10 protein-coding genes and 1 pseudogene are annotated in these 14032 nt (G+C 72.2%); 6 read left to right on the top strand and 5 right to left on the bottom strand.

What is annotated here, in order from left to right:
• Positions 1 to 33: 33 nt before the first annotated feature.
• Together ACVHNB_RS16555 and ACVHNB_RS16550 are read left to right on the top strand one after the other, a co-directional pair.
• Positions 34 to 1500: a DUF1800 domain-containing protein gene (locus ACVHNB_RS16555; RefSeq protein ID WP_428950390.1), complete on the top strand. Its 1467-nt coding sequence runs from the start codon at positions 34 to 36 to the stop codon at positions 1498 to 1500.
• Between the two features lie 12 nt (positions 1501 to 1512).
• On the top strand, positions 1513 to 2754 hold the full coding sequence (locus ACVHNB_RS16550; protein WP_456228466.1) for a DUF1501 domain-containing protein: 1242 nt from the start codon (positions 1513 to 1515) through the stop codon (positions 2752 to 2754).
• 21 nt (positions 2755 to 2775) lie between these two features.
• Here ACVHNB_RS16550 and ACVHNB_RS16545 read toward each other — a convergent pair whose 3' ends face one another.
• From ACVHNB_RS16545 to ACVHNB_RS16535, 3 genes are all read right to left on the bottom strand, one after another.
• On the bottom strand, positions 2776 to 4182 hold the full coding sequence (locus ACVHNB_RS16545) for a sensor histidine kinase (RefSeq protein WP_428950392.1): 1407 nt from the start codon (positions 4180 to 4182) through the stop codon (positions 2776 to 2778).
• The gene (locus tag ACVHNB_RS16540) at positions 4179 to 4883 is read right to left on the bottom strand and encodes a response regulator transcription factor (protein ID WP_428950393.1); all 705 of its coding nucleotides are present in this window, start codon (positions 4881 to 4883) and stop codon (positions 4179 to 4181) included. The genes ACVHNB_RS16545 and ACVHNB_RS16540 overlap by 4 nt, the downstream gene beginning before the upstream one ends.
• 91 nt (positions 4884 to 4974) lie before the next feature.
• A complete protein-coding gene (locus ACVHNB_RS16535) occupies positions 4975 to 6765 on the bottom strand; it encodes a SpoIIE family protein phosphatase (RefSeq protein ID WP_456228465.1) in 1791 nt (596 codons plus the stop codon).
• A 442-nt stretch (positions 6766 to 7207) separates the two neighbouring features.
• Between ACVHNB_RS16535 and ACVHNB_RS16530 the strand changes: the two genes are divergently transcribed.
• Entirely contained in the window at positions 7208 to 8254 is a 1047-nt protein-coding gene (locus tag ACVHNB_RS16530; protein ID WP_456228464.1) for a tetratricopeptide repeat protein, read from the top strand.
• Positions 8255 to 8297: 43 nt separating this feature from the next.
• Here the strand turns inward: ACVHNB_RS16530 and ACVHNB_RS16525 are convergent, their stop codons facing one another.
• Positions 8298 to 8873, bottom strand: coding sequence for a TetR/AcrR family transcriptional regulator (locus ACVHNB_RS16525; RefSeq protein ID WP_456228463.1), 576 nt, complete (start codon positions 8871 to 8873; stop codon positions 8298 to 8300).
• A gap of 75 nt (positions 8874 to 8948) precedes the next feature.
• On the opposite strand from ACVHNB_RS16525, the gene ACVHNB_RS16520 reads away from it, so the two are divergent.
• The 3 genes and pseudogenes from ACVHNB_RS16520 to ACVHNB_RS16510 all read left to right on the top strand — a co-directional run bounded on the left by ACVHNB_RS16520 (position 8949) and on the right by ACVHNB_RS16510 (position 10821).
• Positions 8949 to 9458 carry a hypothetical protein gene (locus ACVHNB_RS16520; protein ID WP_456228462.1) on the top strand — a complete coding sequence of 170 codons (510 nt, stop codon included), beginning with the start codon at positions 8949 to 8951 and terminating at the stop codon, positions 9456 to 9458.
• Positions 9371 to 9768 (top strand): annotated as a pseudogene (locus ACVHNB_RS16515) (alpha/beta hydrolase fold domain-containing protein); the annotation flags it as partial. The gene ACVHNB_RS16520 and the pseudogene ACVHNB_RS16515, both read left to right, overlap by 88 nt.
• Before the next feature lie 264 nt (positions 9769 to 10032).
• A complete protein-coding gene (locus tag ACVHNB_RS16510; protein WP_428957441.1) occupies positions 10033 to 10821 on the top strand; it encodes an NAD(P)-binding domain-containing protein in 789 nt (262 codons plus the stop codon).
• A gap of 94 nt (positions 10822 to 10915) precedes the next feature.
• Here the strand turns inward: ACVHNB_RS16510 and ACVHNB_RS16505 are convergent, their stop codons facing one another.
• Positions 10916 to 13924, bottom strand: a complete 3009-nt coding sequence (locus tag ACVHNB_RS16505) for a family 16 glycoside hydrolase (RefSeq protein WP_456228461.1) — start codon at positions 13922 to 13924, stop codon at positions 10916 to 10918.
• Positions 13925 to 14032 lie beyond the last annotated feature (108 nt).

Below are 14032 nucleotides of genomic sequence, written 5' to 3'. Positions count from 1 at the left end.
GGTATGGGAAGGACACTGGACACTCGGGCACACGTGACGCGTCTGCTGCACCGTACGGGGTTCGACGCCCGGCCGGATGCCGTGGAGGCCGCGCTGAAGTCCGGCTTCGAGGCCACGCTCGACCGTGTGCTGGCCGCCTCGGGAACCGACCGTGGGGTCGATGCGACGCCGGCCCCCGAACTGGGGCCCCTGCCGCCGCGCAACTCCGAGGCGAAGAAGCGACGCGAGCAGGGACCGTCGGGCAAGCGCACCGAGCGCCGAGGTGACGCGGCCACGGCGACCGCCGCTGCCGACCACGGCGGTTCCCCGCAGGCCGAACCGAAGGACGAACCGAAGGGTGAATCCGGGGGCGACGGGACACCGAAGGACCCCAAGGACGATCCCGTCCGCAAGCACTACCGCGAGGTGCTGCGGCAGCAGCGCGAGGAGCTCACCCAGTGGTGGCTCGAGCGCATGGTGGCCGCAGAGCATCCGTGGGCCGAGAAGCGCACGCTGCTGTGGCACAACCACTGGGCCACCTCCATCCGGAAGGTGAAGTCCGGTGACGCGATGCTGCGCCAGAACGAGACGTTGCGGCGCCTCGGCGCAGGGGACTTCCGCGATCTGGCCCGCGCCATGGTGGTCGACCCGGCGCTCATGGTGTGGCTGGACGCCGACGGCAGTACCGCGAAGGCCCCGAACGAGAACCTCGGCCGGGAACTGATGGAGCTCTTCGTGCTCGGCGTGGGCCACTACACCGAGACCGACGTCCGCCAGGCGGCCGCCGCGCTCACCGGCTGGACCGTGGACCGGCAGGCGCATCCGTGGAAGGCGCGCTTCAAGGCACGCCGGCACGACCAGGGACGGCAGACGGTGGTCGGTGAGACGACCGACTTCACCGCGCGTTCCCTCATCGACCATCTGGTGAGCCTGCCGGACTCGCACGCTCACGTGGCCACCCGGATGTGGGGCGCCTTGGTGAGCAACGAGAACAAGCCGTCGAAAGCGGCCCTGGCACGCATGACCGCGGCGTACGGGCGGCAGCGCGACACGACGGCCCTGTTCCGGTCCATGTTCACCGACGAGGCGTTCGCGGACGCCGACAACGTGCTGGTGAAACAGCCGGTCGAGTACGTGGTGGGCAGTCTGCGCGCGCTCGGCGTACGCCCTTCCGCGCTGCCGCAGAAGGCACGCAGGCAGCTGCTGACCCGCACGCTGACGGGTCTCGGCCAGGTGCCGTTCGCACCGGAGAGCGTGGGCGGCTGGCCCGCCGGCGCGGCCTGGCTGACGACGGCCGCCGCGCAGGTGCGGATCACGTTCGCGCAGCAGCTCGTGCACCACGCCGACCTCGACGACGTGGACGCCGCGGCCGCGAGCGAGCGTCCGGACCTGCTGGCCCGCAAGTTCGGCGTCGGCGCCTGGGGCGCGACCACCCGCGGCGTGCTGCGCGCCGCCGCCCACGACCCCCGCAAGGTGACGGCCGTCGCGCTGACCGCGCCCGAGCACCTTGTCCTGAGCTGAAGGAGAGCCCCCGTGGACACCTGGACCCGACGGAAGTTCCTCACCACGAGCGGTGTGGCCGGGGGCGTGGCCCTGGCCGCCGGAGCGACCGCCTGGGGCGTGGACGAACTGCTCGCCACCGGCTCCGGTACGGCCGGCAGTGACGCCGCGACCCTGGTGCTGGTCACCCTGTACGGAGGCAACGACGGCCTCAACACCCTGGTGCCCGCCGCCGATGGGCACTATCAGGACCTGCGCGGCGATCTCGCGTACGGCGAGGACGAGGTGCTCGCGCTGGGCGACGGCCTCGGCCTCAACCCGGGCATGAAGCAGATGAAGCGGCTCTGGGACGACAAGCGCCTCGCGGTCGTCCGCGGCGTGTCCTACCCGAAACCGGACCACAGCCACTTCCGTTCGATGGCGATCTGGCAGACGGCGTCTCCGTCCGGTCCGCTGCCCTCGGGCTGGCTGGGCCGCTGGCTGGACCAGGAGGGCGGCAAGGACCCGCTCATGGGCGTGTCCGTGGGCGCCACTCTGCCGCCGCTGATGGCCGGCGAGCGGACGGCGGGCGCGGCCGTGCGCCTCGGCGGTGCGAAGCTCCCGGATGCCTGGCAGCGCACCTGCACCGAGCTCGCGCGGGTCGACGGCGACGCCCACCCGCTGCTGAAGCGGGCGGGTATGTCACTGGCCGACCTGACCAAGGTGTCCTCGGCCTTCGACGACAAACAGGGGTCGGACCATGACGACACCGACGAGTCGGACGACGACGCGACGAACGACGGGGGCTCGGCCGGCGGCCAGGGCGGGCTCGGCACCCAGCTGGACGTGGTGGCCAGGGCGATCGAGTCCGGCGTGTCCACGCGGGCGTACAGCGTGAGCCTCGGCGGCTTCGACACCCACGCCGGGGAGAAGGCCACCCAGTCGAGGCTGCTGGCCCAACTCGACCGCGATCTCGGTACGTTCCTCGACCGGGTGAGGAAGACGAAGGCCGGGCAGAAGGTCGTCGTCGCCGTGTACTCGGAGTTCGGCCGCCGCCCCAAGGCCAATGCCAATCAGGGGACCGATCACGGCACGTCGGGGCCGGTGTTCGTGCTGGGCGAGCCGGTCAAGGGCGGCTTCTACGGTGACCAGCCGAGCCTGACCGATCTCACGGACGACGATCTGCGCACGACGACCGATTTCCGCGACGTGTACGCCACGCTGTTGCGCGACGTCCTCGACACGGACCCGGCGAAGGTCCTGGACGGCCACGACTCCACTCTCGCCTTCCTGTGAGGCCGGCCGGCTCCCGGTGCGTCAGGACGCCGGCGGGAGCCGGACGGTCACGCGGGTGCCCCCGGGCGCGCCGGCGACGTGCACGCTGCCGCCGTGCGCCTGGGCCACCGCCGCGACGATGGCCAGCCCCAGACCGCTGCCGTCGCCGCTGTGCGCCGGGTCGCCGCGATAGAAGCGGTCGAAGACGTGCGGCAGCGCCTCCTCGGGGATTCCCGGGCCCTCGTCGGCGACCGTGACGACCACCTGCGGCGCGGAGGGACCGGCGGTGCTCACCGTCACCTGCGCGGCGGTCCCGGACGGGGTGTGATTGCGGACGTTGGCCAGCAGGTTGTCGACCACACGTCGTAGTTGCTCGCCGTCCCCGTGCACCACCGCGCCGCCCTCGGCCCGCACGGTGAGGGGGCTGCGCGGGGCCACGACGCGTGCGGCGGACGCCGCGTCGCGCACGATCACGGCCAGGTCCACGGCGGACCGGTCGCGGGCCGGGGCGCTGTCGAGCCGGGCGAGCAGCAGCAGGTCGTCGACGAGCCGCTGCATGCGCAGCGCCTCGGTGGTGATGCCGTTCATCACGCGCTCCCGCTGCGCGGGGACGGCGAGTGCGCCCTGGTGGTGCAGGTCGGCGTAGCCGAGCACGGCGGTGACAGGCGTGCGCAGTTCGTGCGAGGCGTCCGCGACGAAGCGGCGCAGCCGGTCCTGCGTGGTGCGCTCGGCGGCCAGCATCGTGTTCAGCGCCAGGCCGAGCCGGCCGACCTCCGTGTCGTCGTCGGCCGGTGCGACCCGGCCGGCCCGGTCCCCGGACGCGATGGCGTCCGCGTCGCGGGCCATCGACTCCAGCGGGCGCAGGCCGCGGCGCAGGACGAGCAGCCCCGCGCCCGCGAGGAGTGCCAGCACGCCGCCGGTCGCCGCCACCTCGACGATCAGCACCTGCCGCAGCGTTCCCTGGACCTGGTCCAGGGGGACGGCCGCGATCAGCGTCCCGCGGCCGGGCACCCGCTGCACCAGCAAGCGGTAGTCGGGTCCGCCCGGCTCGGCCGGGCCCACTGTGACCGGGTCGGCGCCGCGGGCGTCGGACAGCGGGTCCGGCAGGTGCGGCGCGGCGTCGTCCGGGTCCCGCAGCCGCGGTACCAGGTCCCGCACGCCGCCGTCGGACCGGCGCAGTTGGAGATAGAACTCGGATGCGCCGAGCAGCCGGACGTCGTTGCCGAGCGTTCCTCCCGGCCCGGCCTGTTCCAGTTGTTGGGCCACGCGTTGGCGCACCGCGCGCAGGGTGACGTCGGTGCGCCGGGTGAGGTCGTTGCTCAGCGCCCCGTACACGACGGCGTCCAGGGCGATCAGGGCCACGGCCACCAGGGTGAGCAGCGCGAGCAGGAGCCGGCCGCGCAGCGAGCGGGGGCGCAGGGAGCGGCGCCGGGATCCCGCGGGGGTCACGCGGTGCCCTTCTCGCGGAGGATGTAGCCGACGCCGCGCCGGGTCTCGATCAAGCCCGGGCCCAGAGCGTCGAGTTTGCGGCGCAGGTAGGAGATGTAGGTCTTCAGCACCCCGGGGTCGCCCTCGCCGAAGTCCCAGACGTGTGCGAGCAGTTGCTCGTGCGTGAGGACGCGGTTCCGGTTCAGCAGCAGGTGGTGGAGCAGCCGGTATTCGGTGGGCGAGAGGTCCACGCGCGTGCCGGCCCGGCGCACCTCGTAGGTCTCGGTGTTCATCTCCACGTCCCCGCAGACGAGCAGCCGGGGCTCGGTGCGGCTCTCGCCCCGGCGCAGGACGGCACGGACCCGGGCGGCGACCTCGGCCAGCCGGAAGGGCTTGGTGATGTAGTCGTCGGCGCCGAGGTCGAGTCCGCCCACAATGTCGTGTCCGCTCTCGCGGGCGGTCAGGAAGACCACCGGGGTGGTCGAGCCGGCCTCCCGCAGCCGGCGCACCACCTCGAAGCCGTCGATGTCGGGCAGCATCACGTCGAGCAGCACGAGGTGCGGGGCGTGCTCGCGGACCGCCGCGAGGGCCGCCCGGCCGGTCGCCGCCTCCGCCACCTCGTACCCGAGGAACCGCAGCGAGGTGGCGAGGACGTCCAGGATGGCCGGCTCGTCGTCGACGACGAGGAGTCGGGTGCCGGGCGGGACCTCTGGTGCGTTCATGCCCCGCATCCTGACATCGTTCTCTGTGGGCCGGACCGTCAGGTCGCCGGGGCAGGTCACGGACCCGCGGGACGCCGTGTCCGGCCCGGAGTCACGGTTCTTCGGGGCCGTCCTCGTCGAGTTCGAACCACACCGTCTTGCCCTCCGGTTCGGGGCGGATGTTCCACCGGTGGGCCAGCAGGTCGAGGAGGACGAGGCCGCGGCCCGAGGAGGAGAGTTCGCCGGGAGCGCGCCGGTGCGGGACGTCGTCGCTGCGGTCGGTGACCTCCACGCGCAGTCGTCGCCGGCCGTGCGCGCCGCTGACGTCGGCCCGCAGGACAGCGGCGTGTTCGGTGTGGACCAGGACGTTCCCGAGGAGTTCGGAGACGAGCAGGAGCGCGGTGTCGACCTGTTCGGGGCGTGCCCAGTCGTGGAGCAGGCCCTGGAATTCGATCCGTGCGTCGGCGAGGCCCTGGGCCTGGTCCTGTTCGAGGGTGAAGCGCAGGTGCCGCCCGGACCGGACCGCGCGCGCGTCCGACGGGTCGCGGCGCAGGAGCAGCAGGGCGATGTCGTCCTCCGTGAAGGAGGCGGCGGGCTGGTCGCCCGCCTGCGCGGGGGACGGGGCCACGACCGCGTTCAGGAGCCGGTCGGCGAGGCCGTCGAGGTCGTCGGGGCCGCCGGGGGTCAGCGCGTCGCGGACCCGGAGCCAGCCGGAGTACATGTCATGGCCGCCGGACTCGATCAGCCCGTCGGTGCACAGCATGAGGATCTCGTTCTCGCGCAGGGACACGACGCTGACGGGATAGTCGTCCTCCCCCAGGTCGAGGCCCAGGGGCAGGCCGCCCCGTACGTGCTTGAGCAGGCAGGTTCCGTCGGGCAGGCGCAGCACGGGGTGCGGATGCCCGGCGCGCGCGATGCGCAGGATTCCGGTGGCGGGGTCGGCCTCCAGGTAGATGCAGGTGGCGAAGCGGCCCTCGTCCAGTGACGCCAGGAAGTGGGAGGCACGCACCAGCACGGCGTCGGGGCCGTGCCCCTCGGCCGCGTAGGCATGGATGGCCGTGCGCAGCTGGGACATCAGGCCGGCGGCCTGCACGTCGTGGCCCTGGACGTCGCCGATCACCAGGCCGAGGCGCCCGCTGGGCAGGGTGATGCTGTCGAACCAGTCGCCGCCGACCATGAGCCCCCCGCCGGTGGGGACGTACCGGGCGGAGACGGTGAGCCCTTCGACTCCGGGGCCGATCCGGCTCATGCTGCTGCGCAGGCTCTGGGAGAGGGCGCGGTCCGCCTGGCCGTTGTAGGTCTGCTCGATGCTCCGGCCGAGCAGCCTGGCCAGGGTCAGCAGGAAGCTGCCCAGGCCGTCGGTCATCCGCACCGGGGCGTCGAAGGCGGCCATCCATACGCCGGTGAGCTGATCGTAGGTGGTCAGGGGCAGGAAGGCCCAGGCCTCTTGGCCGTCCCGGTCGGAGAGGGGCCAGCCGGACGGGAACCGTTCGCGGTACTCCCGCGGCGAAGCCAGGAACACCGGGCGCCCGGTCCTGGCCACCTGCGCGGCCGGATGGCTGGTTTCCAGCGGCAGCCGAAAGGCATCGCACTCGCCGTCGGGGTGACCGAACTGGCCCACGCAGTGCAGGACTTCGCGGTCCGCCCGGAACACCGCCTGCCGGGACAGGGGAAGGGTGGCGTCGGCGAGCTGGGAGATCAGGACCAGCGCCTCCCCGAGCGATTCGACCCAGGCCAGGGCGTGCCCCGTCACGAGCAGGTCGGCGCTTCGATGGCGGGTGGGGTCGGACGCCCCGCCGGACACGCCGGCGGACGACGGGCCCGCCATCCGGTTGAGGGCCTCGACCTGGCGCAGCTCGGCGTCGCGCTCCTCGCCACCCTCGCCCCCGCGCCCGCCAGCCACCTGCGGCACTCCCGTCGCTCGACCCACTCCGGCTTCTCCCATATTCCGTCGATGAGCCGTGACGCGCCTGCTCACCGGCGCCCCCGCACTCCCGATCGGGGCCGGACGGGCGACGCGGACGGGTGACGGGCCCGTGTTCCGGGGGTGCGGGGGCCGCGCTCGCCCCTGTGGCATCCGGTCCAGTGGGACGGCGCGGCAACCGCCGACGAGCGGTCCGGGTCGACCGGAACGGAGCACGTCACCGCCAGGCGGTGCGCCCCTCAGCGTCCCGCTCGGTCACCGGGCGAAGGGCCGTCTTCCCGTACGTCCCGATGATGACCCCGCCCCTCGGCGTAGCACTCCAGTCGTACGGCACAACCCATACGCGGACGGATTCGGCGCACCCCCGCCGCCTCGTAATTTCTTGATCGGACCACGGAGTTGATCGAGAGGTCATGGATCGATGTACGGCAAGGCATGCGCGCCCGAGTACCAAGGCGAACTGAGCGCGGAGCTCGGTGTGAACTCCTCGTACGAGGACGTCCTGTCGGCGGCGAGCCGGGCGCTCGCCGAGGCGGGCACCGCTCTGGACAGATCGCGCGCGGCCCTGGCGGTGGCCGAGGCCAACCGGCGGCTCGGCCGGGTCGAGGACGCGCGGGCCGCCTGGCGCGAGAGCTACCGCAGCGCGCGGGACGCGGGGGACGAGAGCGCCATGGCCTGGGCGTTGTGGAGCGGCGGCACCCTGGCCCGGCAGTGCGGCACGCTCGCCCTGGCCCGGCGTCTGCTGACCTGGTCCGTCGCGCTCGCCGCCCGCGGCGACGACCGGCTGGCCCACGGCTACTCCCTCGCGGGGCTCGCCGAGACGGGCCGTATCCAGGGCGACTACGCCGCGGTCGCCGAGCTGCACGAGCAGCTCCTCGAGCAGGGGCGGGCGCACGGAGAGGCCCGTCACATGGTCTGGGCGATGTCCGGCATCGCCCAGATGCACCGCAACCAGGGTGACTACGCGAAGGCCCTCGACCTCTTCGAGGAGTCCGTGCGCATCGCCACCGAGGCCGACGACGCCCGCGGGCGTGCCTGGTCGCTGCGCGGGGTGGCCGACGTCCTGTCGCTGCGCGGTGCCTCGGACCGGGCCCTCGCCCTGCTCACCGAGGCCGAGGTCATCTGCCGTGCCATGAACCTGGCCGGCGCGCTCGCCTACAACCACAAGATGCGCGGCAACATCCTCTACCGGGCCGGGTGGTACGAGGCCGCCCGCGTCACGTACGGCATCGCCCTGGACGAGTTCACCGCGATGCACGAGAAGCGCGGTGCGGCGCTGGCCCGGCTCGGGCTCGCCAAGTCACGGGCCCGGCTGGGCCGGCCCGAGCGGGAGACGCTCGCCGAACTGGACGAGCTGGACAAGGAGTTCGCCCGGATCGGCCTCAAGGAGGCGCGCGAGACGGTCGTCGCCTTCCGCGCCGAACTCCGCTCCGGGCGGGCGGCGTCTCCGGCCAGGTCGGCCGCCTAGATCTGTCGCGAGCCGACCTGGCGCCGGGGCTCGTACGCGCGGCTCAGGCCGGGCCCTCCGCGTCGGCGAAGTGCGACAGGACCATCTCGATCAGTGCGTCGACGTCGGTCTCGGCCATGGGCTCGCCGGTCATGCCCATCCGGTGGAGCAGGACCCCGACCACCACGTCGATGAAGAAAAGGACCCGGTGCTCCGGCTCGCCGAGCGCCTCCTGGAACGCGATCCGGTACGGGTCCTGGAGCCGCGTGGACAGGATCTCGCGCAGGGCCGGATCGCTGACGGCGTCACTGAACACGCCGGCGAACGCGTCTCCCACACCGGGCTCGCCGACCTTCCTCGCGATCCAGCGGATGGCCGACGACATGAGCGCGGCCCGGTCGGCGCCCTCCAGCGGCGCCGGACCGAACGCGTCCAGGAGGCAGTCCACGATCAGCGCGCCCTTCGTCGGCCAGCGCCGGTAGACCGTCGATTTGGCGACGCCGGCCGCGGCGGCGATGCGCTCGACGGTGGCACGCGCGTAGCCGAGCTCCTGGACGGTGCTCAGCGTCGCGGCGAAGACCGCGTCGTTGACGCCGGCGCGGGGGCGGCCCGGCGGCCTGGCGGATGTCCTCGAAGTCATTCCCGGACGATACCTGTTTTCGCTACTCTAGGTTTCGATACCTCAGGTCGCGAAAATCTATGGGCAGGGGACGCCATGAGCGAGAGCACTGCTACGACGAGGCCGCCGGAGCCGGACTGGGCGACGGTGACGTTCGAGGAACTGGTCGCCTACCGCGAGGCGGAGAACCGTTTCCGGGCGTCCGACGAGGCGCGGGCGTTCACCGGAGAGCCAGACCCCGGTGCCGAGATCTCCTGGCAGCGGGTGGCGCTGCCCGACCGCGAGATCCCGGTCCGGGTCTACCGGCCGTCCTCCGGCCAGGACGACGGGGGCGCGGACCGGACCGCCCTGCCCCTCGTGGTCCATGTGCACGGTGGCGGATTCGTCGGGACGGCCGTGCAGTGCGACTGGAGCAACAGCCACGTCGCCGCCCGGCTGCCCGCGGTCGGCGTGTCGGTCGAACACCGGCTCATGGAGCGGACACTCCCCTGTCGGCGGCCGTCGCCGACGGCTGGGACGTGCTCCGGCACCTGGTGGAGCACGCCGCGCAGTGGGGCATCGATCCGACGCGGGTCGGCGTCTTCGGCGAGAGCTGCGCCGCGCTGATCAGCGCGCCGGCGGCGATCCGGGCCAAGGAGACTGGTCTGCCCCTGCGGGCGCAGGTGCTGGTCAACCCCGCCACCGACGTGACCGACACGATGCTCGACCACGCCTCGATCACCGAGCACGCACACACCCCGACGCTCGCCGTGCCCGTGCTGCACCTGTTCCGGCGGTTCGGCGTGCCGTCGGGAACCGACCCCGCACGCTGTCACCGCTGTACGCCGACGACCTGGACGGGCTGGCCCCGGCGCTCCTGGTGGTGCCGACCCGCGACCCGCTCGCCGATCACGGGCGCCGCTACGCCGAGCGACTGCGGGCGGCCGGGACACCGGCACGGCTCACCGAATACCCCGGAGCGGGACACGCGTTCCTCAGCCTGCCGGGGGTGGCACCGCAGGCCGAGGCCGCGCGCGCCGAGATCCTGGCCTTCCTCCGCACCTCCCTCGCCGCCGATCAAACTGCTGACCAAGCCACTGACCAAGGGCACCCTGATATGGAGGAAACCACGACCGGTATGACACGGCTCCGGCAGACTCGCTCCGCGAAGGGACCGGCGACCGTACGGCAGGGGACGACGATGGAGGAAGGCACAGTGCAGCGGATCGGCATCATCGGGGTGGGCGAGATCGGCCGGGCGATCGTGACAGGTCTGTGCGACGAGGCGGACGAGCCGCCGGAGGTCTTCCTCTCCCCTCGGGGGGCCCGCACCGCCGCGGAGCTGTCCGAGCGCTACGGGAGCGTGCGGGTGTGTGCCGACAACCAGGAGGTGGTGGACCGCTCCGACGTGGTGATCATCGCCGTACGCCGCCAGGACCGGCACGACGCGCTCGCCGGACTCGAAGTGGACGCCTGCAAGGTGGTGGTCAACGTGATGGCAGGCGTCTGCGAGGACGACCTGCGCGGGACCCTCGCCACCACGGCCCCGCTGGTACGGGCCATCCCCTTGCCCGCAGTGCGCGAACGACGCTCCGTCACGGTGACGTGGCCGTCGCACCCGGCGGTGAACGCCCTGTTCGAGCACCTGGGCGGGGTGCTCCCGGTCGCGGACGAGGATGCCTTCAACGTCTTCTCCGCGCTGACGGGCACGCTGACGACCCACTACGCGTACCTCGCCACGCTCACGTCGTGGGCCGCCGGCCACGGCATCGCCTCCGACGACGCGGACCGCTACGTTCGCAGCCTCTTCCAGGGCGTCGGGCGCGCCCTGAGCGACGAGACCCGTTCCCTGCCCCGGCTCGCGGCTGACCACGAGACCCCGAAGGGGAACAACGAGCGCATCCGCACCACTTGGTTCGACCCGGCCAACTCCGCGGCCCTCACCAAAGCCCTCGACGGACTCCTGAGCGATCTCGGCCGGACCGACTGAACCGCTCGGCCGCGCGGGGCCCGCAACGCAGAGGTGCGCACACACCCTCGTGTGCGCACCTCCGTCGTTCAGGTGTGCCTCAGGCCGGGCGCCCTCAACCCAGCGGCGTCACCCGGACATTGCGGAACCGCACCTTGTTCCCGTGGTCCTGGAGGCGGATCGCCCCGGCCGACGGTCCCTCCGGCGCGCCCGCGCCGGTCGGTCCGTCGATCGCGACGTCGTCGTGGACCTTCTTGCCGTTCCACACCACGGTCACCCGCGCGTCGGCGGTCTTGTTGCCGCTGTCGTCGAAGCGGGCGGCACGGAACGTGATGTCGTACGTCTGCCATGTCTCCGGCGCCGTCGCGGCGTTGACGTCCGGCGCCTTCTTCAGATAGATCGCCCCGGCCTCGTTCGTGTCGAGGGTCTGGTCACCGTACGAGTCCAGGATCTGGAGTTCGTAGCGGTCCTGGAGATAGATGCCGCTGTTGCCGCGGTTCTGGCCGGTCACGTCGTCCGGCAGGAGGGGGACGCGGAACTCCGCGTGCAGGGTGAAGTCCTGGTAGGCGTCCTTGGTCCGGATGTCGCCGCAGCACACCTCCATCGATCGTTCGTCGGCCAGCGGCCATTCGACGCGTCGGCCGTCCGGATGCTGCCACTGCGCCTGGGAGTCGGCGGTGCCGTCGAAGAGGGTGACCTGGGAGCCGTGCGGGCGCACGGTGATCAGGTCGAGGTTGACGTGGCCCGCGTCGCCGGTGTCGAAGCGGTACGCGACGGTGTTGTGCCCCGCGCGCAGCGTGACGCGTTCGGTCCGGGTCGACCAGGCGTCCCAGGTGCCGGTCGAGGCGAGGGGCGTCTGCCTGAGCTTCTTCCCGTTCGCGTACAGGGAGAGGGACTTGGTGCCCTGGTAGGGGTTGGGGCCGTTGGAGTAGCGCAGGTTCACGTCGTAGTCGCCGGCCTTGGGGACCGTCACGTCGAAGGTCGTGGCGGCCTTGCCCTCGGTGTTGTAGCGGTCGACGAAGCCGCTGCCCGAGTAGCCGGTGTGATCGGTGTTGACGCCGGCCGTGCCCGTGAGGCTCGCCTCCTCGGCCTCGTACAGCGTGGCGGGCGGCGGCTGCTTGCCGGGCAGTTCGTTCAGCGTGTACCAGGCCTCCGTGCTCCACAGCGTCTCGCCGGACGCGGACGCGAAGGGGCGCGGCGAACGGACGTGCACGACGCGGCCGGGCTTGAGTCCGTCGAGCCGCAGCCGGACCGTGCGGCCGTCGTCGGCGAGCGTCGCCGAGCGCACGGCGAGCTTCTCCTCGGCGATCTTCGGTCCGCCGTAGTCGGCCGTCGGGGTGTAGCGCCACTGCTCGGCCTGGTAGCGCTCGGCCAGCTTCTCGACGGTGGCCTCCGACAGGGGCTGGGTGTACTCCAGGTCGAAGCCGCCGGGGACGGCGCGCATCTCCTGGACGTCGAAGGTGTTGCCGCCGTTCGGCGTGAGCTTCTGCAGGCCGAACTTCAGCTTCCCTTCCTGGCCCCAGTTGCCGTCGGCGCCGAGGCCGCCCGCGTAGATCGCGCCGTCGGGTCCCATGGTGATCCGGTTGACGCCGGCTTCGAGTCCCTGGGTGTACCGGAACACGGCGCCCTGGTACTGGCCCTTCACCTTCTCCAGGTAGCCGCGCTGGAGCCCGCCGTAGGTGACGTCACCGAAGAGCATCTGCCCGGCGAACCGCCCCTTGGTCAAGTACAGCGGTGTACTGGGCGAGTTGGCTATCTCGTTCTGCGGCAGCCACAGCACCGGCTGGGTCACGGGCTTGTCGTCGAAGGGGCCCGACGGCTCGGTGTAGTGGTTGAAGAAGCGGTCCTGTTTGATCTGCACGAGCTTGGACGCGGGCAGCCAGCCGCCCTGGTTGTCGGCGGTGAAGATGTCGCCGCCGGGGCCCCAGCCGATCCCGTTCGGGGTGCGCAGACCGCCCGCCACGGGCTGGGTCTTCCCCGTCTTCTTGCTGATCTTGTACGTGGTGCCGCGGCCGGGCGCGGGCTGCGGGGTGGTGGTCGCGCCGCCGTAGTTGATGGCGACGGAGAGGTTCACGTAGAAGTAGCCGTCACGGTAGAGCAGCCCGAAGGCGAACTCGTGGAAGTTGCCGCCGTACGGCCAGGTCGCGACCGTGCGGTACTCGTCGGTGACGAAGTCCTTGTCCTTGTCGACGAGTTGGGTCAGCTCGTGCTTCTGCGAGACGTACAGCGAGCCGTCGACGTACTTGATGCCCATGGGCTCGCGCAGCCCGCTCGCGACCTTCTTGACGGTCACCTTGTCGCGGCTGGTGTCACCGGTGACGTGGTCGAGGAGGTACACCTCGCCGGCCGTGTTCTCGGAACCGCCCCAGGTGCTGAGTGCCAGACGCCCGTCGGGCAGCCAGTCCAGGCCGGTGACCTGCGGTTCGAAGCCGTCCGGGCGCAGGTCGGTGAGGTCGAGGTCGGGGCGTACGCCGGCCAGCGGCAGGCCGTCGCCCGGGCTGTCCGCGCCCGCCTCGCACTCCTTGCGGCCCGGCGCGGTCACCCGGACGACGCCCGCGTCGGTGCTCAGGGCCTCGCGCGGCACGACGGTGAAGTCGTCCGCGCCCGGCGGCTTCCACGCGAGCGTGAGCTGCTGCCCGCCGGTCCGCTCGAAGTAGTCGACGCGAAACGGGTGGGATCCTGCGGTGAGTTCGACGGACCCGTCCTTCGGTTCGGCGCCGTGCAGCCCGTCGTGGTCGATGACCTCGCGGTCGTCGACGGTGAGCCGCGAGCCGTCGTCACTGGTGAGACGGAAGGCGTACGTCCCGTCGCTCGGGACGACCAGGTAACCGGAGGCCTGGGCCGTGAAGTTGTCGGCGAAGCCGCCGAAGTCGTCGACCGCGGACCAGTCCACGGTCCCCATCAACTTGTCGTGGTTGGGCGTCTGCCCGGGCTTGAGCGTACACAGCTTGCTGAGCGGGACCTGGGTGTCGAAGACGCGCAGGGTGACACCGGGTTCCTGGGGCGGGATGTCGTCGGGAGCGGCGGCCGACGGGGGCGCGGCCCAGACGCCTCCGGCGAGGAAACCCCCGACGAGCAGGGTGGTGAGGCGTCTTCGGGCGCGGTGGAACAGCCGTGGATGCATCGGTCCTCCAGGACGGGACCGGAGGCCGCCGGATCGCACTCCGGTCGAGCAGTACGGATCCGCGGGTGCGCGGAAAGTGGGCGGTACTCCTACGGTTGCGCCGTCACG

The sequence above is a fragment of the Streptomyces sp. YJ-C3 genome (genome assembly GCF_053891275.1).
Note: the sequence above shows the minus strand (reverse complement) of the source record. Positions and strands in the feature narration are given on the sequence as shown.